Source organism: Nitrosomonas mobilis (assembly GCF_900103035.1).
Taxonomy (GTDB): Bacteria; Pseudomonadota; Gammaproteobacteria; order Burkholderiales; family Nitrosomonadaceae; genus Nitrosomonas; species Nitrosomonas mobilis.
In genome coordinates, this window is sequence record NZ_FMWO01000045.1 from 105,105 (window position 1) to 132,051 (window position 26,947).

Here is a 26,947-nt window from a genome sequence, read left to right on the forward strand (position 1 = left end):
CGGTTATTACTATACTAGACTGATCCCTTGAATCAAGTCATTACAATCGATTACATTGCAAAAGTCGACGGAAAGCCGCTAGAGGCAGTTCCTCACGATCTGTACATTCCGCCGGAAGCCTTGGCAATTTATCTCGACAATTTTGAAGGTCCGCTAGACCTCTTGCTCTACCTGATCCGTAAGCATAATTTTAGTATACTGGATATACCGATGGTTGAGCTTACTCGTCAATACATCGCCTATATCGACACCATGCACACTGACCAATTTGAACTTGCGGCAGAATACCTGTTGATGACAGCATTGCTTATTGACATCAAATCACGTTCATTATTGCCGCAACCTACGATCGTCCAAGATGAAGAAACCGATCCGCGCGCGGAACTGGTACGCCGGCTATTGGAATATGAACGCATCAAACTTGCAGCGATACGTCTTGAATCCCTGCCCACCCTAGGCAGGGATTTCGTACCTGCACTGGTATGGGTTGAATCACAGAGTGCGGTCAAACTACCAGTTGTAACGATTGATGATCTGCATTTTGCCTGGATTGGGCTACTGGACAGAGCCAGAGTCAATCGCCATCATGCCATCCAATATGAAGCGATATCCGTGCGCGCATGTATGAGCGAGATCATGCGGCGGCTGCGAACAAACCACAACATCTCATTTTCCGAATTATTCGAACAAATAATCAGTCCTGGCAAACTTGTAGCCACCTTTCTAGCTTTGCTGGAACTGGCACGGGAAGCACTGATTACTATTTCGCAAACAGAACGCTTTGGAACAATTTATGTCCGCTCCGCCCAGTCTGACGCAATCAACTGAAGCAATCAAGATACTCGAAACAGCTTTACTGACCAGCTCGACCCCTTTATCTCTGGATCAGTTACGAAAATTGTTTGACAATAAAACCACTCATCGGGATCTGTCCGGACTGCTGAGATTGTTAGCTGAGACATGGCAGGATAGAGGATTAATATTAGTGGAAATTGCAAGTGGCTGGCGATTTCAGAGCAAACCTGAAATGCAGGTCTTTCTTGAAAAACTTAATCCGCAGAGTCCACCACGCTATTCGCGCGCCGTCATGGAAACCCTTGCTATCATCGCTTACCGGCAACCAGTAACGCGCGGGGATATTGAGGCAATTCGTGGTGTTGCGGTTTCAACCACAATTATCAAAACATTGGAATCCAGACGCTGGATAGAATCGGTTGGTCAGCGAGAAGTCCCTGGCAGACCATTACTATATGCGACAACTGAATATTTTCTCGATGACTTTAATTTACAAGATCTTGAGCAGTTGCCTCCACTGGAGAATATGGAGCAATTTGAAAATAATACAGTGATGCAATTAATCGACGCACAGAACATAACAAACCATATCTGTGGCCATATCAACAATCAACCATAAATCATTACCAACAAGGGGAGATATTTACCATGTATCAAAAGATCAAAATTCCCACTTCGGGCAGCAAAATTCAGCTCAACCAGGATTTAACGCTACTTGTACCAGATAACCCGATTATTCCATTTATAGAAGGTGATGGCATCGGCATCGATATTACACCAGTCATGATCAAGGTCGTCGATGCCGCAATCAGACAGGCATATGGCGGCAAGCGCGTCATTTCCTGGATGGAAATTTATGCTGGCGAGAAAGCAACTCACTTGTATGATCAGGAGACCTGGTTGCCCGATGAGACTTTGACCGCAGCAAAGGAATTTGTGGTTTCAATCAAGGGGCCATTAACTACACCGGTCAGCGGCGGGATTCGCTCAATTAACGTGGCATTACGGCAGCTATTGGACCTTTATATTTGCCTGCGGCCGATTCGCTATTTTCAGGGAGTTCCCAGTCCAGTTAAACACCCGGAAAAAGTCAATATGACCATTTTCCGTGAGAACTCGGAAGATATTTATGCTGGCATCGAGTGGGAAGCGCAAACAAAAGAAGCAGGGCAAGTCATCGACTTCCTGATAAGGGACATGGGGGTCAGGAAGATTCGTTTTCCGGAAACCTCAGCTATTGGAGTAAAACCGGTATCACAAGAGGGTAGTCAGAGACTCATCAGAAAAGCCATTCAATACGCAATTGATCAGCATCGCGACTCAGTAACGCTGGTTCACAAAGGCAACATTATGAAATTCACCGAAGGTGGCTTCAAGACTTGGGGTTATTCCATTGCTCAGAAAGAGTTTGGCGCACAGCTACTGGATGGCGGCCCTTGGATGAAACTTAAGCACGGCAACCACGAGATCGTTATCAAGGATGCCATTGCAGATGCTTTTCTGCAACAAATTCTGTTACGTCCAGAAGAATATGACGTGATTGCCACACTGAATCTGAATGGAGATTATATTTCAGACGCGCTAGCTGCACAGGTAGGTGGTATTGGTATTGCGCCAGGTGCCAATTTAAGTGACAGTATTGCTATTTTTGAAGCTACGCATGGGACTGCACCAAAATATGCAGGAAAAGACATGGTAAACCCGGGATCGATTATTCTGTCTGCTGAAATGATGCTGCGACATCTTGGCTGGTATGAAGCAGCAGATAATATTATACAATCGATGGAAAAAACCATTTCAGACAAAATTATGACTTACGATCTAGCCAGGCTAACGCCCAATGCTAAGCAGGTCTCCTGTTCACAATTTGGTGAAGCGATGATACAAAGGATGGGGACGCTTTAACTTACCGATTATAGCCAGTTATGGCTACGATTAGACCTATAAATCTTAGTGAAGGGAATTTGTAGTTTGCTTCTGCATCCCTCCACTTAACCATGATCATGGTTAAGTGGAGGCTCAACCAAACTGAAACCAGTTACTTTAGTTTCAAGGAGCTTGAATATTAGATGCTTGTTTACCTTTTGGCCCTTGAGTCACTTCAAAGCTTACTTTCTGCCCTTCTTTAAGCGTCTTGAAACCAGTCATGTTGATTGCGGAGAAGTGAGCAAACAAATCTTCACTGCCATCATCTGGCGTTATAAAACCAAAACCCTTAGAATCATTAAACCATTTTACTGTTCCTGTTGCCATTTCTACTTCCTATTAAAAACTGGGCCGGATACCCTGATACTATTTGAATTTCAAGACCGCAAACGGGTGTAACCAGAACTGCAGAATACTTGAAGCACAAACGCCAAACGCAGTGTTACGCAAAATAACGCTCAAGTCAAGCCCAAGTCCTCATTAACTTGAATATTTTTTTGCATTCAGTCGAAAATTATATTTTTGCAAATAAATACCTGCTACCTGCTCAAGCAACACCAAACTATTGCCGTAATCATCGAAATGATTTCATAACTGAAGTTTCACGATTTCAATTTTGTGGTAATATTAATATTGTACAATATCTAATTGAAATATAGTATGTTTTTACATTATATGAATACACACACCCAGCAGTAGTTTTATGGGAGCTTGCTATAAAATGAGCAAGTCTTATCAAAATTCACCTCGACTTATAACCGCAGCGAAGCTTGGTAATCATAAAATGGTGAAACTTCAGTTTTATAATATACAGACATTATTTCTTATGGAATCATTGATCGAGTTCAGCAATCTAAGTATTTATATCTATATTAACAGCAGAGAAAAACTAAAATACTACTCGAACATAAAATTTGCAGGCAATAATAATATCAGTGTGCAATATTAATGTCGCACAAAGCTCAGTCGATATTGTTCCAGAAGTCCTAGGAATTGGCTTGGCTGAAAACGCACGCAGATTATTTCTTATAGAATGGAAAATAAGAAAGTTATGGCTATACGTAATGGAAAACCCGATGGTGGAGTACTCGAAAAAGGCAAAGCAAAGCTGTCTCCCCCTCCTTTATATAAGGTGATATTGATAAATGACGATTTCACCCCCATGGATTTTGTAGTTGCCATACTCAAAAATTTTTTCTCGATGAGCGAAGAAAGAGCAACACAGGTAATGCTTAAAATTCACCATGAAGGTTCGAGTGTCTGCGGTGTTTATCCTAATGATATTGCGGCAACCAAGGTACAGCAAATAAATGAATTTTCGCGGCAGCATCAGCATCCGCTAATGTGTGTGATGGATAAGGAGTGATATGATTGCGCAAGAACTGGAAGTTAGTTTGCATATGGCCTTTGTCGAGTCCAGGCAAAAGCGTCACGAATTCATCACTGTTGAACACTTACTACTGGCTTTACTCGATAATCCCAGTGCCGCAGAAGTTTTGACAGGTTGTGCCGTTGATATTGAGACACTGCGCACATTACTCCAGGAGCATATTTTCCGCCATACTCCTGTAGTCGAAGGTTCCGATGAGGTTGACACACAACCCACTTTAGGATTTCAGCGAGTTATTCAGCGGGCTATTCTGCATGTTCAGTCATCTGGCAAAAAAGAAGTCACTGGTGCAAATGTACTGGTCGCGATTTTTGGGGAGAAGGATTCACACGCCGCTTATTTCCTACAGCAAAAAGGCGTAACACGACTGGATGTCGTCAATTTTCTCTCTCACGGCATTCATAATGCTGCAGCAAACAGCACCCATGAAAAAAATGACGATGGTATCGATAATGAACCACCTCATTCCAGTAACATACTTGAAAATTACACAGTCAACTTAAACAATCTGGCGATTGCTAATCGGATTGATCCACTGATTGGACGAGAAAAAGAGGTTGAAAGGGTAATTCAAACCTTGTGTCGCAGACGTAAAAATAATCCATTACTCGTAGGAGAAGCAGGCGTCGGAAAAACTGCTATCGCGGAAGGGTTGGCCAGAAGAATTACAGAAGGTCGAGTACCTGCAGTATTGCAGCATCATCAAGTATACGCACTCGATATGGGCGCACTGCTGGCAGGAACCAAATATCGTGGAGATTTTGAGCAACGATTGAAGGCCGTTCTTAAACAACTCACCGATAACCCTAAGGCTATTTTATTCGTTGACGAGATTCATACGCTCATCGGTGCCGGCTCAGCATCGGGTGGCACGCTTGATGCCTCCAATCTACTTAAACCGGCATTAAGCTCAGGCGCCTTGAAATGCATTGGTGCCACAACTTATAATGAATACCGCGGCATCTTTGAAAAAGATCATGCCTTATCCCGACGTTTCCAGAAAATTGATATTTCCGAACCCGAAATCAATGAAACTGTCGCAATTCTGCGTGGATTAAAATCCCGCTACGAAAAACACCATAATGTTAAATACACCGAAGCTGCTTTAGTCGCAGCTGTCGAACTATCCTCACGTTTCATTAATGATCGGCATCTACCGGATAAAGCAATTGATGTTATTGATGAAGCTGGTGCAGCACAGCGAGTTTTGCCGAAATCTAAACAGCGTAAAGTCATCGGCAAACACGAAATAGAACTTGTTATTGCAAAGCTGGCGAGGATCCCTCCTCAAAGTGTTTCCAATGATGATCGCAACAAACTAAAAACACTTGATCGTGATCTGAAATCTATCGTTTTTGGCCAGGATAAAGCAATTGATGCGCTTGCCGCTGCCATCAAAATGACACGTAGCGGCCTGGGGAACACACACAAACCGATTGGCTCCTTTCTTTTTTCCGGACCAACCGGCGTCGGTAAAACTGAGGTAGCTCGACAACTGGCTTATATCCTTGGCATTCCCTTGCACCGTTTTGATATGTCTGAGTACATGGAGCGCCACGCAGTCTCGCGCTTAATTGGGGCTCCGCCTGGGTATGTCGGTTTTGATCAAGGCGGTTTGCTCACTGACAAAATCATCAAGCAACCCCATGCGGTGCTGCTGCTGGACGAAATTGAGAAAGCCCATCCTGATATATTCAATATCCTGCTCCAGGTAATGGATTACGGAGCACTCACCGATAATAGTGGGCATAAAGCAGATTTTCGTAACGTGATCATCATTATGACCACCAATGCTGGCGCAGATGTGCTAACTAAAACCTCTATCGGGTTTGCCAAGGATGTTAAAGCCGGTAATGAGCTTGCTGAAATCAAGCGGCTGTTCACCCCCGAATTTCGTAACCGCCTCGACGATATCATTTCCTTTATGCCGTTGAATGAGACCATTATTCTGCGAGTAGTTGATAAATTCCTCATCGAGCTGGAAACCCAATTACAGGAGAAGAAAGTGGATGCCACTTTCACCGAAAATTTGCGCAATTACTTGGCAATTCATGGATTTGATCCGCTCATGGGTGCCCGTCCAATGGCTCGCCTCATCCAAGACATTATCCGCCGCGCACTCGCAGACGAATTGTTGTTTGGTCGTCTGTCCAATGGCGGAAAAGTTACGGTTGATATCGATGAAATACAAGGCAAGGCAGTGCTTAATTTTTCAGAAATAGAGAAAATTACTTGATCGCGATGTACTCAGTACCTGCAATACTCAAAACAACTAGAGGCTCTTGGCCAGCACTACGAATATATGTAAATGGCAGTTCGCCATTTACAATTTTCGTTCACTAACTATCCTTTCTCATGCCTACTTTCCGACAGGAATTTATCGAATTTGCCATTCGCAATCGTGCACTTTGTTTCGGAAAATTCAAAACAAAAGCTGGCCGACTATCACCCTATTTCTTTAATGCAGGGTTGTTCAATAATGGCCACACACTGCAACTGCTTGGCCGGTACTATGCACGCGCGATCCTTGAAAGTACGATTTCGTTTGATGCGCTATTCGGGCCGGCTTACAAGGGAATTCCCCTGGTTAGCACCATTGCGATTGCCCTAGCTCAATCGGGGCATAACCATTCATTCAGTTTTAACCGCAAAGAAACCAAGGATCACGGCGAAGGTGGCAGTATCGTAGGCGCACCTCTGGCTGGTCGCATCCTGATTGTGGATGACGTAATCTCTGCCGGGATCTCGGTCAAGCAGTCCATCGATATAATCAAAGCCGCCGGTGCGACCCCTTGCGGTATTGCGATTGCGCTCGATCGTATGGAACGCGGTGATAGCCCATTATCCGCAATTCAAGAAATCGAGCGCAATTTTGGTGTTCCTGTTATCAGCTTGAGTAACCTGAATGACATTACCGCTTATCTAAGCACCCAGCCTGATCTTGCGCCACACCTTACTGATATTGAGGCCTACCGAACACGCTACGGCATCAACCAATCCGATAAAGTATTTGCTGCCAATCCTGACAAATAAACGAGCTGCATCAACTGTCAAATGACAGAAATGCCACGGTGGGATATTTTTTGCAGGGTTATCGATAACTACGGTGACATCGGCGTATGCTGGCGTTTATCGTGCCAGCTTGCTGCGGAACACGGCATTTCAATACGTCTTTGGGTAGATGAGATCGCCAGTCTGCATCGTATCTGTCCAGCTATTAATGTCAGCCTGACAATCCAGCACTGGCGGGGAGTGGAAGTACGGCATTGGATTGAACCGTTTCCTGCCATCGCACCAGCCGAAGTTGTTATTGAAACATTCGGCTGCACGTTACCAGCAAATTATGTCGCAGCAATGTCGCAGCATGTATCTTCCACACAAACGAACAGTTCACTTGTCTGGATCAACCTGGAATATCTGTCCGCCGAGTCATGGGTCGAAGGCTACCACTGCTTACCTTCGCCTCATCCATACTTACCATTAATCAAATATTTCTTCTTCCCCGGCTTCACAGCAGCCACTGGCGGCTTGATACGTGGACATAATCTGCTCCAACAGCAAACTGTATGGCAGCAGAGTTTTGCGGACTTCTGGCACAAGATCGGATTACCCTCCCCTGATCCAGCAGAAACCACAATTTCATTATTCTGCTATGACAACCATCGAGTAGACGGTCTACTCGACGCGTGGGCTGCTTTCCCCAGTCCTGTACGCTGTTTATTGCCCGAAAGTAAAGTTTTACCAAACGTTACTCGTTGGTCAGCACGAGAAAGACTCATTCCAGGCGATTCCGTACAACGCGGAAATCTATCTCTTCACATTCTTCCCTTCCTCTCACAAGAGGATTATGATCGCCTACTTGGGGCGTGTGATTGCAATTTTGTTCGCGGCGAGGACTCTTTTGTGCGTGCGCAATGGGCGGCCAAGCCCCTCATTTGGCAAATCTATCCACAACGGGATAACGCTCATCTGGTTAAACTGAACGCTTTCCTTGACCGCTATTGTCAGAATTTAACGGCAAATGTTGCGACTAACCTGCGTGCTTTTCATCTTGGTTGGAACCACGACGGAGATCTTGACTGGGCAGCATTTTGGAAAAATCAACTCATATTACAAACTCATGCTATAACTTGGGCGCAACAGATAACACTATTCGGTGACCTTGCATCCAATCTGGTGCAGTTTAGCAAAAAATTTGCACTTTAATAAGCATTAACCAGCTTCCCTGAGCATTCAAACCAAAAGCCTATCCAGCAAAAACCACGGTTTTGTGACGTGGTTAGTGGATTTGCAATAGCATTCCAAGTAAAATGCGATTCATTCACACTAACAGCAAAAGATCAGGTATCTCAAAATGAAAACAGCTCAGGAACTCCGTACAGGTAACGTATTTATGCTCGGCAAAGACCCCATGGTCGTCTTAAAAACCGAATTCAGCAAGTCCGGGCGCAACGCTTCTGTTGTAAAAATGAAATTCAAAAATCTGTTGACCGACTCTCCCAGCGAAGCCGTGTATAAGGCGGATGACAAATTTGATGTCGTCGTACTGGAAAAGAAAGAAGTCAGCTACTCCTACTTTGCCGATCCCATGTACGTATTTATGGACAATGAATACAATCAGTATGAAATCGAGGCAGAAACGATGGGCGAAGAGGCACTCAATTTCCTGGAAAATGGCATGATCTGCGAAATGGTCTTTTATAGTGAAAAACCCATCTCTGTGGAATTGCCCAGTGCGGTCATACGCGAAATAACCTACACGGAACCTGCCGTCAAGGGCGACACCTCCGGCAAGGTTATGAAACCTGCTAAAATTGCCAGTGGTTTTGAATTACCAGTACCATTATTCTGCGAAATCGGCGATAAAATCGAAATTGATACCCGTACACTCGAATATCGTAGTCGCGCCAAATAATCCCCTCATTTCAGCAGTACTTCCACTCATATTATCAACGGAAGCACTTATCGCAACCTCTCGATCAACCGGACCGCCTGCAAACTGCGCTCGGTGACTCCGGCAAAATCAAGCAAATCCGCCATTTTGAATATATCGGTGGTTTTGCTGGGAAGCGTGGGCGTCCAGTAACGATCCTGCTTCAAGCAGGACTTTCCATCACCTTATCCAAGCAGACAATCAGCACTTCCGCGACGATGCGCCCGCCCAGCGGTCCCAGACGCTCGCCATTCTCCTTAGCATCAGTCTCTCGCAGGATATAAAACCACAGTGGTTTGCAAAGGTGCAATTTCATATTTCTCTTTAAGATTCAGCAGGTCAGTTGCATCGAGCACGAGTGTTCCCATCACTTTGACGACATCCTGATTAGAAGACAGGCTGAAAATCAGACTGCGCAGCAGATTACGTTGTGCCAAAGCACTGACATCTCCAAGCGGAAAATCTGGCAACATGAACAATACCGCCGAGAGTTTAACTTCGATTTTTTGTTTGGGCGCGCCTGACCATCACCGAAATCGAGAAACATCTGCCAATCGATGAAACGAACTGACGCGCGCGTTTACCGCCACGCAGATCATTCGGATCAGAACTATCTGCCAGATTGACATTGAAAATCAATTCCTGATTAGTTACCTGTCTCAGAAATTCTCAATATACCGATCGAAAGAGGTTCTGTCGTTGCGGCGGTGCGCAGCAATCGCGGCACCATGGCAGCCAAATCAAAACGACGATTGAAGAATATTGGTAGTCGCAATCCAGGCATTCCCATAGCTTGCGGCCGTTATGGGTACAGGAATATCGCTCTCCATCGCAGCGCAGGCATCTCCAGCCATGCGGCCACCTCGCAGCAAACAATGCTGCTTCACATTGTGTTTCCGTGCCACATTGACGCAGAAATTCATGCAGTGACACCTGCCTGAAACTGAATTTTTTCATTGCCATTGCCATTCTCCTTTGATCTTGTTACGTTTCTTGGCAATTTGTAGATTTTACAAAACTTCTGAAAGAAGTAACTAATCAGGTAATAAATTGATCTGGGAGGATTTTCCCCGCCCAGTATCGTACGTCTATGGCCAGCCATAATCATTGATTGATAACTATTCCTATTTGGCGTATGCTTCCGCTTAAGCACTTTGCTTCGTATTTTATGGGGATGACACTGACATGTTCAATTCACGTTCTTACAGACACCCTGCTTTCCAGACTATCTGTGCATTATTTTGCATCATGCTGTTTGCTGGATCCTCACATGCTGCCGAAGTGGTAGTTTACTCAGCCAGAATCGAGCAACTCATCAAACCGTTATTCGATGACTTCACCAGCAAAACCGGAATAACCGTCAAATTCACGACCGACAAGGAAGGAGCGCTGCTGGCGCGTCTCCTGGCAGAAGGCAAAAGAACGCCGGCGGACATGCTCATTACAACCGATGCGGGCAATTTGTGGGAAGCAGCTCGCAAGGGACTGCTGCAGCCGGTTGATTCACCAATTCTCACTGCCAATATTCCAGAACATCTTAAAGACCCCGACAGCCGGTGGTTTGGACTGACCGTGCGCGCACGGACGATTGTGTATAATACTCAAAAGGTTAAACCGGCAGACTTAACCTCCTATGCCGCACTTGCTGATCCACAATGGCACGGACGTTTATGTCTGCGTACCTCCAACAAGGTTTATAACCAGTCACTGGTAGCAATGATGATTGCTGAACATGGTGAAGCGGAGACTGAGCGTATCGTCAAAGGCTGGGTCGCTAATCTAGCAACCGACCCGCTGCCAGATGACACGCGTGCGATGGAATTTGTCGCTGCAGGACGATGTGATGTCACGCTGGTCAACACCTATTATTTTGGTCGCCTGATGAACGAAAAACCTGATTTGCCGCTGGCCATCTTCTGGCCAGATCAGGATAGCACCGGTGTGCATGTCAACATCTCGGGCGCAGGCATTACCCGCTACAGCAAAAACAAATCTGACGCATTGAAACTGCTCGAATACCTCTCTTCCGTACCCGCACAACAATTGTTTGCTGAGCTCAATATGGAATTCCCTGCCAATCCGCAAGCACAGGTAGGAGAGTTTATCCGCAGCTGGGGAACGTTCAAGGCAAATCCGATGAATGTTGCACAGGCAGGTGCGCTGCAAGCCAAAGCAATTAAGTTAATTGATCGCGCAGGTTATCGCTAGGATTGGGAAAAAGTATTCCCCCTCGCGCCGGTAAACAGCCAGTCGCTGGCGTATCCAGGTCAGGCCCATTCAGCGAGCGTTTATTCTGGAAAATTATTCCATTTGCGATTGCCGCACTGGTCATGGTTCCAGTCTGTGTGGTAGTTGCTTCCATCTTCTCAACAGAAGATGAAATCTGGCAACATCTGATTGCCACGTCACTGCCTCGCCTATTAACCAACACGTTATGGCTCGCGTTAGGCGTCATGATTGGGACTTCTTTGCTTGGTGTCAGCCTGGCATGGTTTACGGCTGTTTACACATTTCCTGGAAGCCGTTTTTTTTCCTGGGCATTATTCTTGCCGTTAGCCATTCCTGCGTATGTCACTGCATTTGTTGCGCTCGGGATATTCGACTTTGCGGGACCGTTGCAAACCTCCCTGCGCAAGCTGTTTGATGCCGACCTGTTCTGGCTCCCAGACATACGTAGTGGACCAGGCGTGGCAATTGTCATGACACTGGCTTTTTATCCTTATGTCTTTCTTCTGGCGCGTAACGCATTTCTGACTCAAGGCAAACGCTTGCTGGAAGTTGCCCAATCACTCGGGTTGAATCACCGTCAGGGTTTTTTCAAAGTTGCCTTACCTATGGCACGCCCTTGGATTGCCGCCGGCGTCATGCTGGCGTTGATGGAAACACTCGCAGATTTCGGAACCGTAGCGATTTTCAACTACGATACCTTTACGACCGCCATTTACAAAACCTGGTTCAGTCTATTTTCGCTAACTGCCGCATCGCAGCTTGCTTCCCTACTAATTTTGATTGTATTCATGATCATTATGATCGAACAATATTTCCGTTCGCGCATGCGCTTTGCCGAAAATAAACGCAGTGTACGCATCGAGCGAATTCAGTTGGTGGGATGGCAAGCCATAGCAGTAACAGTTTTTGCCAGCACAGTATTATTTTTTGCTTTTATTCTGCCAGTAATGCAATTAACCGTCTGGGCTGCAGACTCCTTTTCTGATAGCCTGAATCAGCGCTACCTGGAATTTGTCTGGCATTCCTTATCACTGGCAACCATTGCAGCCATCATCACTACACTGATCGCAATTTTACTGATTTACGCTGTACGTCTACATACAGGTTTCTGGGTTCGTTTAGCAGTACGACTGGCTACCATTGGTTATGCGCTACCTGGCGCCGTGCTTGCAGTTGGTGTCTTTATCCCGCTAGCATGGCTGGACAATCTGCTCAGTGACTCGCTCCTGGCCATATTCAACATAGAGACTGGATTGTTAATTCAAGGAACATTAGCTGTGATGCTGATCGCTTATATGACCCGCTTCCTGGCAGTCAGTCATTTTCCTCTGGAAAGTGCACAGACACGAATAACTAAAAGCATAGATGAGGCAGCAATTGGTTTTGGCGTCAGCGGCTGGAAAATGTTGCGCACCATACATTTCCCAATGCTCAAGGGCAGTTTGTTTACCGCTTTGGTACTGGTTTTTGTGGATGTCATGAAAGAAATGCCTATTACCCTGATGACGCGCCCTTTTGACTGGGATACGCTTGCTGTCAGAATTTTTTCGCTAACCTCCGAGGGAGAGTGGCAGCTGGCCGCCCTACCCGCCTTAACCCTGATTCTCGCGGGATTAGCACCCATCATCCTGCTCATGCGCCAGACAGAAAAATAACATCATGGATAAACTCCTACAACTGGACAAAGTCAGTTTTGCCTATACCAAACAGACCATCATCAATGAGCTGTCGTTTACCTTGCAACGAGGGGAAATTGGCTGCCTGCTGGGGCCGAGCGGTTGTGGCAAAACTTCTGTACTGCGTTGCATTGCAGGATTCGAATCCATTACCAATGGGGAAATCCTGATCAATGACACATGTGTCAGCCGCGGCAATTACAGCCTGCCACCCGAGCAAAGACGAATTGGTATGGTATTTCAGGATTATGCATTATTCCCGCACCTGAATGTGTCAGCTAACATTGGTTTTGGTCTGCATCGCAGCAATAAGACTGAAAAAAAGCAGCGGGTCGATGAATTCCTGAAGATTACCCGATTGGTGGAGGTTGCCGCTCAATACCCACACGAGCTTTCAGGTGGCCAGCAACAACGGGTCGCTTTGGCGCGCGCACTGGCGCCCCGCCCTGATCTTTTGCTGCTCGATGAACCCTTTTCCAATCTCGATGTTGGACTACGTGAACGCTTAAGCCAGGAAATACGCTCACTGCTCAAAGAACTTGGTATTACCGCCATTCTGGTCACTCACGATCAGGCCGAAGCCTTTGCCGTTGCCGACAAAATCGGCGTGATGCATGCAGGTAAGATGATGCAGTGGGACAGTGCCTACGACCTGTATCATCGCCCTGCCAACCGCTTCGTTGCCGGCTTTATTGGGCAAGGCGTGTTGTTACCTGGTAGGATTCATTCATCCGGCAAGGTTGAAATTACTGCTGGCATACTTACAGAAAATATCTGGCTCTCCTGTCAGCCAGATTGCAATATTCATCAAACGGATGGCCTGGTAGACGTTCTGATACGACCGGATGATATCGTGCACGATGATCACAGTAAGCTGCGCGCTGTCGTCCTAAATAAAGCTTTTCGTGGCGCAGACATACTGTATACCTTACAGCTCGCTAAGGGTGCCACAGTGTTATCACTGATTCCAAGTCATCATAATCACGCCATTGGTGAAGAAATCGGTATCCGACTGGAAGCAGATCACGTAGTGGTATTCGAGCAATCTTCGGTGGAAAACTATTCCTGCACCAGTGAACCACCTTAACTATTTTTAGCTATGCGGATGGCTTCTGCCAACGCATAAACAGACATGGCATAGAAGGTACTGCGGTTATAGCGCGTAATTACATAGAAATTATTCAACCCCAACCAGAATTCCTCCCGCCCCTCGTTACCCAGCACAATAAGCGCAGCTAGGCTCTCATCATCTGCAGAGTCGGCAGAGACGATCCCCGCTTGTCGCAGTTTATTAATGGAGTGTAGCGGCTCTATCCCTGGCTCTATCGATTTCAAGAAATCTTCACTTGTCTTTTGGGCGGGCAATACAATCGGCCCATTTTCCTGCCAACCAAATATTTTGAGATAATTACCCACACTGCCGATTGCGTCGTTTACGTTACCGGACAAATTTATTTTTCCATCACCGTCAAAATCGATTGCATAACGCCGGTAACTACCCGGCATAAACTGTGGAATACCGATCGCACCGGCATAGGAGCCTTTGGTGCTCATCACATCGAAGCCCTGTTCTCTTGACAGCAAAAAATATTGCGCCAATTCTTCACGAAAATAATCTGCTCGACGTGGAAATTGAAAAGCCAGAGTCGTCAGCGTGTCGATCACACGATAATTGCCGGTAGATGTACCATAATTGGTTTCAATTCCAATGATCGCAACGATAATCTCCTCAGGAACACCATAAATCTGGCTGGCCTTTGCCAATGCCTGCACATGCCTGCGCCAGAAATTCACTCCACCCGAGATGCGCTGCTGATTTACAAAACGCTCACGATATTTGTTCCAGGAAATTGGCGAAGAAGGTGCAGATATCAGCTTGAGTGCATCCGGCAGAATGTTAACCTGCCCAAAGGCAGCTTCCAACTCGCGCCGGTCAAATGCGTAACGTTCGACCATACCTTCTATAAAATCCCTGACCTGCGGTTGTATGGCAGAAGCAGCCCATGCCGGATTAACTGTCAGCATACCTAAAGCCAGGATAGCAGCAAATCGAACTAGCTTATTGATTAACAAATGCAAATAAGAATATAAACAATCAGAAAAGTTCAATGTGCTAGCATATATGAAACCTACAGTCAGATTAATGCTGCTAGAATGTGCTTTTTTATCATATTCGACACAAAGATCGTGCTTTTTCATCGTAGCGTAACCAATTTAGTGTTTCCGTTAAAAAAATTGAAGAATAACATTGACAGACTAATTAATTGGCCTTATCTTGCCAGAAGCGTTCCGATTTACACTCACCATTCGATGTTATTGAGTTTCGCTTGTGATAATTTCTGGCCTCCAGTTTCCAAGCCGCTGGATCTAGAACTGCTTTCCTGCAACATAGCATTTATATAACATACATGATTGTTATCTGCGAGCAGTCAGCTTTTTATCCGCAGATATTGAGCTAATGTACCTTAAAGCAACCAACCTGCTAATCGGTCAAACTAAATGTGGCATGACTTGCCATAGCTTGTGCTAAGCAATACTACTTTTTATAACAACCTGTTAATTTACAAGAGGGCTTTATGAGTCAACATGTTCATCACATTACAGACGCAACTTTTGAAAAAGAAGTACTGGAATCTTCAACCCCCGTTCTAGTTGACTACTGGGCTGAATGGTGTGGCCCTTGCAAAATGATTGCGCCTATCCTTGATGAGATAGCCAGTGAATATGCCGATCAGCTCAAGGTAACCAAGCTCAATATTGATGAAAATCAGGCAACACCTCCAAAATATGGCATTCGTGGTATCCCAACCTTGATGTTATTCAAAAATGGCAATGTCGAAGCCACCAAAGTAGGCGCCTTATCAAAATCCCAATTAACAGCGTTTATCGATAGTAACCTGTAACAATCTTCTGGCTCAAGATGGCTCCATTCACGCCGTTAGCTTACTACTATCCTTTACTTTCTTAATTGATCAAGTTGCAGTAGCCCCCCCTCTATTTTCTCGTACTTGCATCCTTTTCCTGTTTTTCGAGAGCACCTCCTATGCGTCTAGCTGATTTAAAAAATATTCATGTATCTGAATTGGTCAAAATGGCTGTTACTAAAGAAATTGAAGGTGCCAGTCGTATGCGTAAACAGGATCTGGTTTTTGCATTACTCAAAAATCAGGCACGCAAAGGTGAAAGTATTTTTGGTCATGGCACACTGGAAGTTCTACAGGATGGTTTTGGGTTTTTACGCTCACCAGACACTTCTTATCTGGCCGGACCCGATGACATTTATATTTCACCGAGCCAGATCAGACGGTTTAATCTGCATACCGGCGACTCCATCCATGGTGAAATTCGCCCTCCTAAAGACGGGGAACGCTATTTTGCACTGGTCAAGATCGAAAATGTCAATGGTGAACCGCCAGAAAATTCCAAGCATAAAATTCTGTTTGAAAACTTGACCCCGCTTTTTCCGACAGAGCGACTTATCCTTGAGCGTGATATTCATGCCGAAGAAAATATCACCGGTCGGATAATCGACTTAATCGCACCAATTGGCAAGGGACAGCGTGGATTGCTGGTTGCCAGCCCCAAATCCGGCAAAACTGTCATGCTGCAGCATATCGCACACGCCATTGCAGCCAATCATCCTGAAGTCATCCTGATGGTACTGCTGATTGACGAACGCCCGGAAGAAGTAACGGAAATGACCCGCTCTGTCAAAGGCGAAGTCATCTCCTCCACCTTTGACGAGTCAGCCAGCCGCCATGTACAGGTCGCCGATATGGTTACGGAAAGAGCAAAGCGGCTGGTTGAGCACAAAAAGGATGTCGTTATTTTGCTGGATTCCATAACGAGGCTTGCTCGTGCTTACAACACGGTCGTACCCGCCTCAGGCAAAGTGCTGACCGGTGGTGTAGACGCCAACGCCCTGCAACGCCCCAAACGCTTTTTTGGCGCTGCTCGCAACATTGAAGAAGGTGGGTCACTGACGATCATTGCGACTGCGCTGGTGGATACCGGTTCGCGTATGGATGATGTCATTTACGAAGAATTCAAGGGGACCGGTAACATGGAAATCCACCTTGACCGACGTATGGCAGAAAAACGTATCTACCCGGCGATCAACGTCAATCGCTCTGGAACGCGCCGTGAGGAATTGCTCATTCCACAAGACGTCTTACAAAAAACGTGGGTACTACGCAAATTACTCTACCCAATGGACGAACTGGATGCCATGTCTTTCCTGCTCGATAAAGTCAGAGCAACCAAGAATAATGCCGAATTTTTTGATTCCATGCGCCGGGTATAGTATCAACACCAAATATAGATTTGATTGGAGAGTGTCTGTCCGAACACTCTTCTCATCCAGTAGAACAACGGTTTACCATAAAAACACAGATAATGCTCATGAGGTACTTCAATACTTCATGACCTGATAATCGCGGGTGAAGCTGATCAGATTGTGATCTTCCTGGTGTCGGTATTGGGTAACTTGCGGGCAGCCAGCATAAAAATACGATGCAATGCCCAATTCTGGCTGGCAAATAGACTTGTGAGGATAATGGTTGCCCGGACGCTTCTGCGCGATATCTTGACTTGTGACCCAATCGTAAAATCGAGATTGGCGTTTAGTTTGTTCAGTGTCAATACCGCCATACCGATTGCCCACAGGCAGAAGCGGCGAATACCGGTTTCGTTTTCAGGCAACAGACAGGTATAAGTCAGAGCATCATTTAAGTGTCCGCGCGCGATACCAATCAGTTTGCACAGTCCCGCCCGAAAACCAGGGTCGGAGTAGCCTTGCTCCAGGCTCCGCAAATCAAAATCGTACTCCCGAAAAATATCCTGTGGCAACCAGCAGGCGCCACGTTTTCGGTCTTCCCAGATATCTTTCAGGATATTCGTCATTTGCAATCCCTGACCGAAGGATACCGAGAGTTTCATCAGCACGGATCTGTATTTGTTGATCGTTGCTGAGTAGTCACAAAACAGCTCCGTCAGCATTTCACCGACGACACCAGCCACATGATAGCAATAGCGATCCATTTCTTCGAGAGTTGGCAATCCGGCAAGTGATGCGGTTTCCTGATAGAAAATCATGCCCCGACCCATGATGCTGACACAGCGCTCCAATGCCTGACGCTGAGCAGAATTGAAACTATGGGTAATACGAATAACTGCGCCAGTATGCGTGATTAAATCACGTTCAGCCGGAATAGTCTGATTGGAGAGCAACGGCAACAACATTTCAGAGAACTGTGTTGCTGATATCTGGCCACTGACGACATCACTGAACATTTCCACCATATGACGTGTCTGTTCTGCGTCCAGCGCATTGTCATCCTCAACGGTATCAATGATGCGGCAAAGCAGATAGGCATTGCCGATAACCTGCCGCAGTTCGGATGGCAACTGCGGAATCGTCAATGCAAAAGTACGTGAGACTCCCTGCAGAATATGATTCTGATATTGGAAATCATCCAGTGTGGCTGAAGTTGGCATGAAGTTGAAAAGGCAATAGCGCTTCAGACAATGATATTTTCCAGCGCGCACAATTCGTCAATGGATTCCCGCGCCCGGATCAGTCTGACTGAGTCACCATCCACCAGCACTTCCGCAGCGCGCGGGCGAGAATTGTAATTGGAACTCATGCTCATGCCATAGGCGCCACTCGACATGACGGCCAGCAAATCATTGGAAGCTAATGCCAGCGCACGTTCATTTCCCAAAAAATCACCAGTTTCACATACTGGCCCAACAATTTGGTAAATTTGCGTTTCCCCTTCATGCTTCACTACGGGCTGGATGGCATGATAAGCCTGATACAAAGCTGGTCTTAGCAGGTCATTCATGGCAGCATCAACAATGGCAAAATTACGATGTGGCAAATGCTTCAGATATTGTACGCGGGTCAGCAGTATACCCGCATTGCCGACTACCGATCGCCCAGGCTCGATAATGAGGCGGGCGGAAGTGCTGGCCATTTCCGTACAAAGTGCCTTGACATAATCCTGCCTGGAAGGGGGAGATTCCACATCATAGCGTATGCCTAGACCACCTCCGAGATCGATATGTTCGATAGTGATGTGAAGTGATTGCAGACGCGCCTGGAGATCCAGTATTCTCCGAGTTGCTTCGATAAATGGAGAAAGTTCGGTCAGCTGTGAGCCGATATGGCAATCTAGCCCCACAGGGCGGACACTCGGCAAGTCTCTTGCTAGTTGATAGATACGTTCAGCATCCGCTGCCGGGACGCCGAACTTGTTCTCCTTCAGGCCGGTTGAGATGTACGGATGGGTATTGGCATCGACATCCGGGTTGATACGAATACTGACAGGCGCGACCTTGCCCATCTCTCCGGCAACATCATTAAGCGCAAGCAACTCCATTTCCGATTCGATATTGAAACAGAGGACATTAACCTCCAAGGCATCTCGCATTTCTTCCCGGGTTTTACCGACACCAGAAAAGACAGTTTTCCGAGGATCGCCACCCGCCTTCAGAACCCGATGCAGTTCCCCCCCAGAGACAATATCAAAACCGCTGCCAAGCCGAGCGAGCAAATTGAGAATTGTAAGATTAGAATTAGCCTTAACTGCGTAGCAAATCAGATGCTCACGCCCGGAAAATGCCTGTTCAAATGCTTGGTAGGCGGCTGTAATGGCGGCATGTGAATAAACATAGCATGGCGTGCCAAATTGTTCTGCAATTGCAGCCAGTGAAACAGACTCAGCAAAAAGCCTGTCGTCATGATAGTGAAATGCTGCCCAGTCACTCATGGCGTCAGTTTTCCCTGCCTGGTAGCTTCTGGCGCGGGCAGATAAAGTGGTGCTTTATGGCCACAGGCAAACAATGTTAAGAATATCAGCGCAATCAGAAAAAATCTATGCATACGCAATAATATAAAGTTTAGGTTCTTGTGAAAATTCCGAATGGTATGTCATTCTGGTAGTTCGAGTGGATGACCGGCCATTTTGGCCGACCACCGGATCAATTCAGCTGCCAGTTGATCACTGATAGCAATAAAGGCCTTAACAGCGCCGCTGGCGTCTGCGCTCGAGGTTGTTTGGGTCTCGGAAAAACGCTGTTGCGCTACCAGTAGACGAGTGTCTCGCTCGATCAGGCTGGCGCGCAGGCTGACGATCACATGACTGTGACTCACGGCATCAAACACCTGCATAAACTCTTCGAGCTCGATTTTCAATAGATAGGTTGCTGGCCTGACATTGTTATCTCTGCGATCAGACGGGTTCTGCCACGAAGCAATATGTTGTCTGATGCGTTCCGTCAATAAGCTTGCCGGGGGAGCAACCCAGCGATTGTTTGCGTAAACATGGGTTTGTGCCGGATGGTGATAGGCAAGACGATAACGCATCGCCTGCGTATCCAGCCATACCGGCGCAGTTATTCCGGTAACCTGTATCTGGACCAGAAAAGAGGCGGGTTGCAGAAATTCAAGCCGGGAAACCGGACCAAAATCAAAAGTTGAAGCTGGAGCAGGTGCTTTGGGGCTGATGGTGCAACCGGTCAGCAGCAATAAAACCAGATATTTAAACATCATTTTTCTTGTTTCCGGGGTGGTGTAAACCCGGCTTCACCTGGACCAGGCATCGGTGTGGATTTGCCAAATAACAGGCTTTGTGGTTGTGTCGCGAATGAATCCATCAACTGATCGAGTGTTCGCGCGCTCTGCGAAATACTGTTACCCGCCTCTTGCAGACTGGTCAAAGTATCGGTCAATCCCAGTGAGTTTTGAGCGATATTATCCAGCGCACCACCTTGCTGGTTAAGCTTTTCCAGGGATTGACCCACTTCGCTAAGCACATACCGAGACTGTCTGAATGTGGTCGTCATTTCATTGGTTAATTGCGGCAAACCTTTTGTGCCATCCATCAGCTGATTTGCCAGGTTGTGGTAACTCTGCAGGGTTTCTGCCAGATTACTTAATATGACTTCAATACTGGCCTGATTTTGTTTGCTCAGTAGACCATTTACGCGGCCAGCTGCTTCGTTGATGTTTTTCAGCATCTCCTGCGCCGAGTCTGACAGTGTTTTGATTAGCGAAGACCGCAATGGAATGCGTGCTTCTGGCGCGAGACCGTCCGCCTCGTCATTACTATTGTCATCATCCAACTCAATATAGGCCAGCCCCGTTATTCCCTGACTGGCAAGTTGTGCATAGGCGCTTTCAGGTAGGGTAACACCACTGATCACCGCAATACGCACAATGATATTGTGCATATTTTGGGGATCGAAATAGATTTCGCTGACCTTGCCAACATTTACGCCACGAAAGCGTACCGACGCTTCCGGATTCAATCCGGAAACCGATCCTCCTCTGGAGACCAGATAATAGGTATGGTAGGTAATATTTTCACTGCCAAACCATTTAATTGTCATCGCCAGCGCAATGCTTAGCAAAATGACAAATAGTCCCGCAGTAAAAGCATAGGCACGATTTTCCATCAGTAACAGCTTTTAGTAGACAACCATTGAGATAGCAATAAAATTTATTATATGAGATGAACGTTTCATTTCAGCCAATAAGTATGCAGCTAAACTGATTCAGCAACTTCTCGGTTTTCAGCAATCAGACGCTCAGTCAGATGCGGACTAAAGACCTGCAGTAGCTGAGCAAAAATTTTAGGGTTCCCTGCGACCACTTGCCCGCTTTTCAAATATTGCCCGTTACCTTCCAGATCGCTGACCATGCCACCCGCTTCCAGAATTAGCAGACAGCCTGCCGCGATATCCCATGGTGCAAGACCCGTTTCCCAGAAACCATCGTAGCGGCCAGCTGCAACGTAAGCCAGATCCAATGCAGCCGAACCGGGGCGCCGGATGCCAGCCGTTTTGGGAATGAGATCCATGAACATGGCAAGATAAGCTTCCATATGGATAAAATCGCGAAAAGGAAAGCCTGTACCTATAAGTGACTCACCCAGTTGAATACGCTTGCTCACGCGAATACGATGATCGTTGAGAAAGGCGCCCCCACCCCGGCTGGCGGTGAATAATTCATCGCTGACAGGATCATAAATCACCGCCTGTGATAATACACCTCGATACAGTAGCGCAATTGAGACACAATATTTCGGAAAACCATGCAAAAAATTAGTCGTGCCATCGAGTGGATCGATAATCCACTGGTATTCTGATTTACCCACCTGTCCGCTCTTACCGCTTTCTTCTGCTAGAATCGAATGATCAGGATAGGCGTCAAGCAATATTTTGATAATTGCTTCCTCGGCAGCTCGATCCACCTCGCTGACAAAATCGCTGTGTGCCTTGCGCGTTATCGTTAAGCGCTCCAGATTCATTGCAGCGCGAGTAATGATTGTGCCCGCACGGCGCGCGGCCTTGACCGCGATATTAAGCATGGGATGCATTATGGGAAATTCCGGATAATTACTTAAAGACCGCCATTTTAATATGAATCCTACTTTACCGCTGGACAATGTCCGGATTGTGTTGAGCCATACCAGTCACCCGGGTAACATCGGCGCCGCCGCTCGCGCCATGAAAACCATGGGACTGCGCAATCTCTACCTGGTTAACCCCAAGCTCTTTCCAGACAACGAAGCAGATGCACGCGCTTCCAATGCGCGTGATTTACTGGAAACGGCACATATCTGTAACAGTCTGCAAGCAGCAATTGGTGATACCTGCCTGGTAGCAGCGTTGACCGCGCGACCGCGCGACTTGTCCCACCCCACCCTTGATGCGAGACAAGCGGCCAGTGAGTTAATCAAGCATGCTCGATATGCACCGGTTGGACTATTATTCGGGCGCGAAAGCGCGGGATTGACGACACCTGAGATCAGCCAATGCCAGTTGACAGTCCATATTCCCGCCAGTCCCAATTATTCCTCACTTAATCTCGCCGCTGCGGTACAAATTATGGGTTATGAATTACGGATGGCACTGGAAGATACTGTTGCTGTCACATCTCCTGAAAACCAGTCGGAATTGGCGAGTTTGCGGGAGATTGAAAGTTTTTACGAGCACCTGGAGAAAATCATGATTCAGAGTGGATTTCTCGATCCACGGCAACCCAGGAAACTGATGCGTCGTATGCGCCGCCTGTTTGCACGCGCCGGACTAGAAAAAGAGGAAGTAAACATTTTGCGGGGGATTCTGAGCGCAATTGACGTTGAGAAGTGATAATTTTTGTGCTTTCAAGCAGTCTTTACGGAAATAACTATCAGAAGATCGACTTACGCTATCCCCACCATATAGATGTTAGCATAGTGTTTTTCTACTGCTTTCTTTGAATTTTTATGCCCGTTGATCTTATCCCACCTTTGGAAAAAGAGCTGCTACCAGTTTGTGGCGTGTCATTAGGTATTGCCGAAGCAGGCATCAAACGGCCTGGTCGGCGTGATTTACTGATTATCCAGCTTGCAGAACATACGCAGATTGCGGGTGTTTTTACGAAGAATCGTTTTTGTGCGGCGCCTGTTACAGTTGCAAAAAACCATTTGAGCGGGCCGCTGCCGATTCGCGCACTTGTGGTCAATACGGGAAACGCCAATGCGGGCACAGGTCAGAGCGGAATAGATCATGCTGAGATGACTTGTGCCATATTAGCGAAATTATTGGGCTATCAGCCACAGCAGGTTTTGCCGTTCTCAACCGGCGTCATTATGGAACCGCTACCTGTTGCCAGAATTACTGAACACCTGCCGGTAGCGGCAGCTGACTTATCACCTGACAACTGGTTCGCGGCGGCGCATGCCATTATGACGACTGATACGGTTGCCAAAAGCGTCTCTCGTCAGGTTGTGGTTGATGGTGTAAGCGTTACCATTACCGGCATTGCAAAAGGCTCGGGCATGATTCACCCCAATATGGCAACGATGCTTGGATTCATCGCGACTGATGCTGCCATTTCGCCGACGCTGTTACGCTCACTGGTGCGAATGGTTGCCGATTGCTCCTTCAACCGCATTACCGTTGACGGTGACACATCTACCAATGATGCATTCATGCTGATGGCAACTGGTCGGGCAGGACATGCGCCGATAAATGATGCCAATCATCCTGACTTCGATAGACTACGCACGGCAATCACCGAAGTGGCTGTGACGCTTGCGCAGATGATCGTGCGTGATGGAGAAGGTGCAACTAAATTCATTACCATTCAAGTCGAGAAAGGCCAAACTGCGGAAGAATGCAACAAGATTGCCTTTGCGATTGCGCATTCTCCGCTGGTTAAAACCGCTTTCTTTGCGTCTGACCCTAATCTTGGCAGAATACTTGCGGCAATCGGCTATGCCGGTATCGATGATCTCGATGTCACGCATATCCAGCTTTATCTCGGTGATGTGCTAGTTGCGGAAAATGGTGGGCGGACGACAAGCTACCGCGAGGAGGATAGTCAGCGCATCATGCAATCTCCTGAGATTACGATTCGAGTCGTGCTGAACAGAGGGGAAGCGACAACCACGATCTGGACCTGCGACTTGTCTTACGATTATGTCAAAATCAACGCGGAATACCGTTCATGAAATCATCAGACCATGAAATCCTGCAGCGTCTCGACCGGTTGCTGGCATTGCTCGAACAGCTCGCCCCGCAGCCACAAAGAGTGCTTCCTGATCTCGACGAGCACATTGCTTTCCGCTGGACACGGCAAGGACAGGAAAATTATCTGCTACCCGTCAGACATCCGCATACCATCACACTGGATGCACTACACAACATCGATGAACAGAAACAGCAGCTTGATCGCAATACCAGGCAGTTTGTCTCCGGGCTCCCTGCCAACAATGCACTGCTGACCGGAGCTCGCGGTACCGGAAAGTCTTCTTTGGTCAAGGCATTACTCAATGCGTATGCTTCCCGAGGGTTGAGGTTGATTGAAGTTGATAAACGAGTACTGATCGATCTGCCTGAACTAGTAGACCTGATTGGCGAGCGTCCGGAAAAATTCATTTTATATTGTGATGACCTGTCGTTTGAAGCAGATGAGCCTAGTTACAAAGCATTGAAGGTGATTCTCGACGGTTCCATTGCGACTGCCTCCGAAAATATGCTGGTTTACGCCACCTCCAACCGTCGCCATCTGATGCCAGAATTCATGGACGAGAATCTCGCGGCACATCATATTAACGGCGAAATTCATCCTGGGGAATCGACCGAGGAAAAAATTTCCCTCTCGGAGCGATTCGGATTATGGCTGTCGTTTTATCCATTCGATCAGGATCAATATATCGATATCGTCGGATACTGGCTTGCCAGACACGGGGTTCGAAAGATGAGCCGCGCTATCCGCCAAGCGGCATTACGCTGGGCACTGGCTCGCGGTTCTCGCAGCGGACGGGTCGCCTGGCAGTTTGCGCAGGATTGGGCTGGTCAACACAAGCTCACCAAGATAGAGTTGCAATAGATATTGGCTTCTGGCATTCAACGCGAATCATCTTCGCCCGTCAGGGTGGTAGCCGCCATTCTTGTGCGCGCGGATGGTCATTTTTTACTGGCATGCCGACCACCTGGCAAACCTTATCCGGGTTACTGGGAGTTTCCTGGGGGAAAAATCGAGGCAAATGAATCCGGAAGGGATGCACTGGCACGCGAGCTCCACGAAGAATTGGGTATTACTGTTATTCATGCCACACCGTGGCTAACACGTGAATTCCATTATCCGCATGCGGCCGTCAATATACAGTTTTACCGCGTCACGCAATGGTTGAATGAACCGACTGCACGCGAGAAACAACAGCTTACGTGGCAAAGCATCAAAAATATAACGGTTTCACCTCTACTCCCCGCCAATCAACCCATTTTGCGATCGCTGGCACTGCCTTCTGTTTATGTCATTTCCAATGCATCTGAAACGGGCGAGGTGCAATCACTGGAAATGATCGATTCTGCCTTGCAATCTGATGTAAAGCTGCTGCAGGTTCGCGAAAAAAATATGCCATCAGCACGGCTTGCGGATTTTGCGATGAAAATACTGGAGAAGGCACGCCACTATCAGGCCAGCGTGCTGATCAACGAAAATATCGCCATGGCGCAAACGCTGGGGGCGGATGGCGTACATTTGACCAGCGCGCAACTGCTTAAGGCAGCCACCAGACCAGCAGTCAACTGGTGTGGCGCATCCTGTCATAACGAGGAAGAGCTATATCAGGCAGCTAGTCTTGGTGTCGATTTCGTTACGCTGAGCCCGCTTTATCCCACCCGAAGCCACCCTGCCATGCCGACACTGGGCTGGCAAAGATTCAGCACATTAATTCGTAATTACCCATTGCCGGTTTATGCACTGGGCGGAATGTCCATGATCGATCTGGATTCTGCACAAGAGCAAGGGGCGCAAGGTGTTGCATTTATGCGAACCTTGCTACATATTTAGTAAAGGTTTACGTCAAGCAATGTATAACCTGATTAGCAACGAACGTCAGCAAGATTTGTCTGACGAGTTTGTTGCGACATAAAAGTCATGGCTGTTAAATGATACAAGGAGTGATCGATCATGGCGATGAATCGAATTCAATTTCAATCTGGACTGTCGATGCTGGAATTTCTCAAGGGCTTTGGTACGGAGGCGCAGTGCGAGCAAGCGCTGGAGGTTGCCCGTTGGTCGGATGGGTTTCACTGTCCACGCTGTAACGGTACTGCTTACTATGTCATACGTGATGGTATACGCAAGGTTTTTCAATGCAGAGCCTGCCGACATCAGACCTCATTGATTGCCGGGACAGTTTTTCAGGGCACTAAACTACCGTTGACCGTCTGGTTTTTGGCAATTTATCTGGTTAGTCAGGCCAAGACCGGTTTGTCATCCCTGGCGCTCAAGCGCCAGCTGGGAGTGAGCTATCCTACGGCATGGTTGATACATCACAAACTGATGCAGGCGATGGCTAATCGTGAGGAGCGCTATGTCCTTGATGGCAGAATCCAGGTCGATGATGCTTATCTTGGTGGAGAGCGTGCGGGAGGAAAAGCGGGTAGAGGTTCAGAGAATAAGGTGCCCATTGTTGCCGCTGTGTCTCTGACTGA

At 47.1% G+C, this 26,947-nt stretch carries 29 protein-coding genes; 18 read left to right on the forward strand and 11 right to left on the reverse strand.

All coding sequences use genetic code 11. The features are described from left to right. The first annotated feature begins 27 nt into the window (after positions 1-27). From NSMM_RS06530 to icd, 3 genes are read left to right on the forward strand one after another with little or no spacing between them, the layout of a single operon-like run. Positions 28-828 (forward strand): segregation and condensation protein A, encoded by an 801-nt coding sequence (locus NSMM_RS06530; RefSeq protein WP_090285807.1) that lies wholly within the window; start codon positions 28-30, stop codon positions 826-828. Continuing rightward, entirely contained in the window at positions 794-1,414 is a 621-nt protein-coding gene (scpB, locus tag NSMM_RS06535; RefSeq protein WP_090285881.1) for an SMC-Scp complex subunit ScpB, read from the forward strand. Before NSMM_RS06530 ends, scpB begins: the two co-directional genes overlap by 35 nt. A gap of 29 nt (positions 1,415-1,443) precedes the next feature. After that, a complete protein-coding gene (gene icd / locus NSMM_RS06540; RefSeq protein WP_090285809.1) occupies positions 1,444-2,700 on the forward strand; it encodes an NADP-dependent isocitrate dehydrogenase in 1,257 nt (418 codons plus the stop codon). Between the two features lie 144 nt (positions 2,701-2,844). On the opposite strand, the gene NSMM_RS06545 is transcribed toward icd, so the two are convergent. Further along, entirely contained in the window at positions 2,845-3,048 is a 204-nt protein-coding gene (locus tag NSMM_RS06545; protein WP_090285812.1) for a cold-shock protein, read from the reverse strand. A 724-nt stretch (positions 3,049-3,772) separates the two neighbouring features. Here NSMM_RS06545 and clpS point away from each other — a divergent pair. From clpS to efp, 5 genes are all read left to right on the forward strand, one after another. Beyond that, positions 3,773-4,087, forward strand: coding sequence for an ATP-dependent Clp protease adapter ClpS (gene clpS / locus NSMM_RS06555; RefSeq protein WP_090285817.1), 315 nt, complete (start codon positions 3,773-3,775; stop codon positions 4,085-4,087). Between the two features lies 1 nt (position 4,088). Next, the gene (gene clpA / locus NSMM_RS06560; RefSeq protein WP_090285820.1) at positions 4,089-6,347 is read left to right on the forward strand and encodes an ATP-dependent Clp protease ATP-binding subunit ClpA; all 2,259 of its coding nucleotides are present in this window, start codon (positions 4,089-4,091) and stop codon (positions 6,345-6,347) included. Between the two features lie 119 nt (positions 6,348-6,466). Beyond that, on the forward strand, positions 6,467-7,144 hold the full coding sequence (pyrE, locus tag NSMM_RS06565; protein WP_090285822.1) for an orotate phosphoribosyltransferase: 678 nt from the start codon (positions 6,467-6,469) through the stop codon (positions 7,142-7,144). Positions 7,145-7,165: 21 nt separating this feature from the next. Continuing rightward, positions 7,166-8,317: an elongation factor P maturation arginine rhamnosyltransferase EarP gene (earP, locus tag NSMM_RS06570; protein ID WP_245654707.1), complete on the forward strand. Its 1,152-nt coding sequence runs from the start codon at positions 7,166-7,168 to the stop codon at positions 8,315-8,317. Between the two features lie 148 nt (positions 8,318-8,465). After that, the gene (gene efp, locus NSMM_RS06575; protein WP_090285824.1) at positions 8,466-9,026 is read left to right on the forward strand and encodes an elongation factor P; all 561 of its coding nucleotides are present in this window, start codon (positions 8,466-8,468) and stop codon (positions 9,024-9,026) included. A 47-nt stretch (positions 9,027-9,073) separates the two neighbouring features. Here efp and NSMM_RS15590 read toward each other — a convergent pair whose 3' ends face one another. From NSMM_RS15590 to NSMM_RS06580, 3 genes are all read right to left on the reverse strand, one after another. Next, the gene (locus tag NSMM_RS15590) at positions 9,074-9,211 is read right to left on the reverse strand and encodes a hypothetical protein (RefSeq protein ID WP_176753878.1); all 138 of its coding nucleotides are present in this window, start codon (positions 9,209-9,211) and stop codon (positions 9,074-9,076) included. A 96-nt stretch (positions 9,212-9,307) separates the two neighbouring features. Beyond that, complete coding sequence (locus NSMM_RS15130; RefSeq protein ID WP_143001881.1) at positions 9,308-9,517, reverse strand: hypothetical protein; 210 nt, start codon at positions 9,515-9,517, stop codon at positions 9,308-9,310. A 196-nt stretch (positions 9,518-9,713) separates the two neighbouring features. Then, a complete protein-coding gene (locus NSMM_RS06580) occupies positions 9,714-10,007 on the reverse strand; it encodes a transposase (protein WP_176753879.1) in 294 nt (97 codons plus the stop codon). Between the two features lie 285 nt (positions 10,008-10,292). On the opposite strand from NSMM_RS06580, the gene NSMM_RS06585 reads away from it, so the two are divergent. The 3 genes from NSMM_RS06585 (at position 10,293) to NSMM_RS06595 (ending at position 14,036) form a co-directional block, all read left to right on the forward strand. Next, positions 10,293-11,252: an extracellular solute-binding protein gene (locus NSMM_RS06585; RefSeq protein WP_245654708.1), complete on the forward strand. Its 960-nt coding sequence runs from the start codon at positions 10,293-10,295 to the stop codon at positions 11,250-11,252. Between the two features lie 122 nt (positions 11,253-11,374). Then, a complete protein-coding gene (locus NSMM_RS06590) occupies positions 11,375-12,928 on the forward strand; it encodes an ABC transporter permease (protein ID WP_090285886.1) in 1,554 nt (517 codons plus the stop codon). A 4-nt stretch (positions 12,929-12,932) separates the two neighbouring features. Then, positions 12,933-14,036, forward strand: coding sequence for an ABC transporter ATP-binding protein (locus tag NSMM_RS06595; RefSeq protein ID WP_090285832.1), 1,104 nt, complete (start codon positions 12,933-12,935; stop codon positions 14,034-14,036). Here NSMM_RS06595 and mltB read toward each other — a convergent pair. Further along, positions 14,033-14,974, reverse strand: coding sequence for a lytic murein transglycosylase B (gene mltB / locus NSMM_RS06600; protein WP_090285888.1), 942 nt, complete (start codon positions 14,972-14,974; stop codon positions 14,033-14,035). The two genes, NSMM_RS06595 and mltB, sit on opposite strands and share 4 nt — an antisense overlap. Positions 14,975-15,525: 551 nt before the next feature. On the opposite strand from mltB, the gene trxA reads away from it, so the two are divergent. Both trxA and rho read left to right on the forward strand, forming a co-directional pair. Then, positions 15,526-15,852, forward strand: a complete 327-nt coding sequence (gene trxA, locus NSMM_RS06605) for a thioredoxin TrxA (RefSeq protein ID WP_090285835.1) — start codon at positions 15,526-15,528, stop codon at positions 15,850-15,852. Positions 15,853-15,992: 140 nt separating this feature from the next. Next, positions 15,993-17,252 (forward strand): transcription termination factor Rho, encoded by a 1,260-nt coding sequence (gene rho / locus NSMM_RS06610; RefSeq protein ID WP_090285837.1) that lies wholly within the window; start codon positions 15,993-15,995, stop codon positions 17,250-17,252. 146 nt (positions 17,253-17,398) lie between these two features. Here the strand turns inward: rho and NSMM_RS06615 are convergent, their stop codons facing one another. The 6 genes from NSMM_RS06615 to NSMM_RS06635 all read right to left on the reverse strand — a co-directional run bounded on the left by NSMM_RS06615 (position 17,399) and on the right by NSMM_RS06635 (position 22,332). Next, a complete protein-coding gene (locus NSMM_RS06615) occupies positions 17,399-18,445 on the reverse strand; it encodes a phytoene/squalene synthase family protein (RefSeq protein ID WP_090285840.1) in 1,047 nt (348 codons plus the stop codon). Positions 18,446-18,468: 23 nt separating this feature from the next. Next, on the reverse strand, positions 18,469-19,722 hold the full coding sequence (gene lysA / locus NSMM_RS06620; protein ID WP_090285842.1) for a diaminopimelate decarboxylase: 1,254 nt from the start codon (positions 19,720-19,722) through the stop codon (positions 18,469-18,471). Then, positions 19,719-19,835 carry an LPS translocon maturation chaperone LptM gene (lptM, locus tag NSMM_RS17025; protein WP_425412355.1) on the reverse strand — a complete coding sequence of 39 codons (117 nt, stop codon included), beginning with the start codon at positions 19,833-19,835 and terminating at the stop codon, positions 19,719-19,721. The genes lysA and lptM overlap by 4 nt, the downstream gene beginning before the upstream one ends. A 48-nt stretch (positions 19,836-19,883) precedes the next feature. Beyond that, on the reverse strand, positions 19,884-20,504 hold the full coding sequence (locus NSMM_RS06625; RefSeq protein ID WP_245654709.1) for an ABC-type transport auxiliary lipoprotein family protein: 621 nt from the start codon (positions 20,502-20,504) through the stop codon (positions 19,884-19,886). Further along, positions 20,501-21,409: an MlaD family protein gene (locus NSMM_RS06630; RefSeq protein WP_090285844.1), complete on the reverse strand. Its 909-nt coding sequence runs from the start codon at positions 21,407-21,409 to the stop codon at positions 20,501-20,503. The genes NSMM_RS06625 and NSMM_RS06630 overlap by 4 nt, the downstream gene beginning before the upstream one ends. A gap of 89 nt (positions 21,410-21,498) precedes the next feature. Further along, positions 21,499-22,332, reverse strand: coding sequence for an inositol monophosphatase family protein (locus NSMM_RS06635; RefSeq protein WP_090285846.1), 834 nt, complete (start codon positions 22,330-22,332; stop codon positions 21,499-21,501). 43 nt (positions 22,333-22,375) lie between these two features. Here NSMM_RS06635 and NSMM_RS06640 point away from each other — a divergent pair, with 43 nt between their 5' ends. The 5 genes from NSMM_RS06640 to NSMM_RS06660 all read left to right on the forward strand — a co-directional run. Beyond that, positions 22,376-23,107, forward strand: coding sequence for an RNA methyltransferase (locus NSMM_RS06640; protein ID WP_090285848.1), 732 nt, complete (start codon positions 22,376-22,378; stop codon positions 23,105-23,107). 116 nt (positions 23,108-23,223) lie between these two features. Beyond that, on the forward strand, positions 23,224-24,453 hold the full coding sequence (argJ, locus tag NSMM_RS06645; protein ID WP_090285850.1) for a bifunctional glutamate N-acetyltransferase/amino-acid acetyltransferase ArgJ: 1,230 nt from the start codon (positions 23,224-23,226) through the stop codon (positions 24,451-24,453). After that, positions 24,450-25,334: an ATP-binding protein gene (locus NSMM_RS06650; RefSeq protein WP_090285853.1), complete on the forward strand. Its 885-nt coding sequence runs from the start codon at positions 24,450-24,452 to the stop codon at positions 25,332-25,334. The genes argJ and NSMM_RS06650 overlap by 4 nt, the downstream gene beginning before the upstream one ends. A gap of 3 nt (positions 25,335-25,337) precedes the next feature. Next, positions 25,338-26,300, forward strand: a complete 963-nt coding sequence (locus NSMM_RS06655; RefSeq protein ID WP_245654710.1) for a Nudix family hydrolase — start codon at positions 25,338-25,340, stop codon at positions 26,298-26,300. 120 nt (positions 26,301-26,420) lie between these two features. Next, the coding region (locus tag NSMM_RS06660) for an IS1595 family transposase (protein ID WP_143001882.1) at positions 26,421-26,947 on the forward strand (527 nt) is incomplete at its 3' end.

Excerpts from the sequence above, each read along its gene's own strand:
- pyrE (WP_090285822.1), top strand. The coding sequence starts at position 6,467 with ATGCCTACTTTCCGACAGGAATTTATCGAATTTGCCATTCGCAATCGT.
- NSMM_RS06545 (WP_090285812.1), bottom strand. The coding sequence starts at position 3,048 with ATGGCAACAGGAACAGTAAAATGGTTTAATGATTCTAAGGGTTTTGGT.
- scpB (WP_090285881.1), top strand. The coding sequence starts at position 794 with ATGTCCGCTCCGCCCAGTCTGACGCAATCAACTGAAGCAATCAAGATA.
- NSMM_RS15130 (WP_143001881.1), bottom strand. The coding sequence starts at position 9,517 with ATGTTGCCAGATTTTCCGCTTGGAGATGTCAGTGCTTTGGCACAACGT.
- efp (WP_090285824.1), top strand. The coding sequence starts at position 8,466 with ATGAAAACAGCTCAGGAACTCCGTACAGGTAACGTATTTATGCTCGGC.
- NSMM_RS06580 (WP_176753879.1), bottom strand. The coding sequence starts at position 10,007 with ATGGCAATGAAAAAATTCAGTTTCAGGCAGGTGTCACTGCATGAATTT.
- lysA (WP_090285842.1), bottom strand. The coding sequence starts at position 19,722 with ATGAGTGACTGGGCAGCATTTCACTATCATGACGACAGGCTTTTTGCT.
- NSMM_RS06595 (WP_090285832.1), top strand. The coding sequence starts at position 12,933 with ATGGATAAACTCCTACAACTGGACAAAGTCAGTTTTGCCTATACCAAA.
- clpS (WP_090285817.1), top strand. The coding sequence starts at position 3,773 with ATGGCTATACGTAATGGAAAACCCGATGGTGGAGTACTCGAAAAAGGC.
- icd (WP_090285809.1), top strand. The coding sequence starts at position 1,444 with ATGTATCAAAAGATCAAAATTCCCACTTCGGGCAGCAAAATTCAGCTC.
- lptM (WP_425412355.1), bottom strand. The coding sequence starts at position 19,835 with ATGCATAGATTTTTTCTGATTGCGCTGATATTCTTAACATTGTTTGCC.
- rho (WP_090285837.1), top strand. The coding sequence starts at position 15,993 with ATGCGTCTAGCTGATTTAAAAAATATTCATGTATCTGAATTGGTCAAA.
- clpA (WP_090285820.1), top strand. The coding sequence starts at position 4,089 with ATGATTGCGCAAGAACTGGAAGTTAGTTTGCATATGGCCTTTGTCGAG.
- trxA (WP_090285835.1), top strand. The coding sequence starts at position 15,526 with ATGAGTCAACATGTTCATCACATTACAGACGCAACTTTTGAAAAAGAA.
- NSMM_RS06625 (WP_245654709.1), bottom strand. The coding sequence starts at position 20,504 with ATGATGTTTAAATATCTGGTTTTATTGCTGCTGACCGGTTGCACCATC.
- NSMM_RS06635 (WP_090285846.1), bottom strand. The coding sequence starts at position 22,332 with ATGCATCCCATGCTTAATATCGCGGTCAAGGCCGCGCGCCGTGCGGGC.
- NSMM_RS06585 (WP_245654708.1), top strand. The coding sequence starts at position 10,293 with ATGCTGTTTGCTGGATCCTCACATGCTGCCGAAGTGGTAGTTTACTCA.
- NSMM_RS06590 (WP_090285886.1), top strand. The coding sequence starts at position 11,375 with ATGGTTCCAGTCTGTGTGGTAGTTGCTTCCATCTTCTCAACAGAAGAT.
- NSMM_RS06630 (WP_090285844.1), bottom strand. The coding sequence starts at position 21,409 with ATGGAAAATCGTGCCTATGCTTTTACTGCGGGACTATTTGTCATTTTG.
- earP (WP_245654707.1), top strand. The coding sequence starts at position 7,166 with ATGACAGAAATGCCACGGTGGGATATTTTTTGCAGGGTTATCGATAAC.
- mltB (WP_090285888.1), bottom strand. The coding sequence starts at position 14,974 with ATGCTGACAGTTAATCCGGCATGGGCTGCTTCTGCCATACAACCGCAG.
- argJ (WP_090285850.1), top strand. The coding sequence starts at position 23,224 with ATGCCCGTTGATCTTATCCCACCTTTGGAAAAAGAGCTGCTACCAGTT.
- NSMM_RS06615 (WP_090285840.1), bottom strand. The coding sequence starts at position 18,445 with ATGCCAACTTCAGCCACACTGGATGATTTCCAATATCAGAATCATATT.
- NSMM_RS06650 (WP_090285853.1), top strand. The coding sequence starts at position 24,450 with ATGAAATCATCAGACCATGAAATCCTGCAGCGTCTCGACCGGTTGCTG.
- NSMM_RS06640 (WP_090285848.1), top strand. The coding sequence starts at position 22,376 with ATGAATCCTACTTTACCGCTGGACAATGTCCGGATTGTGTTGAGCCAT.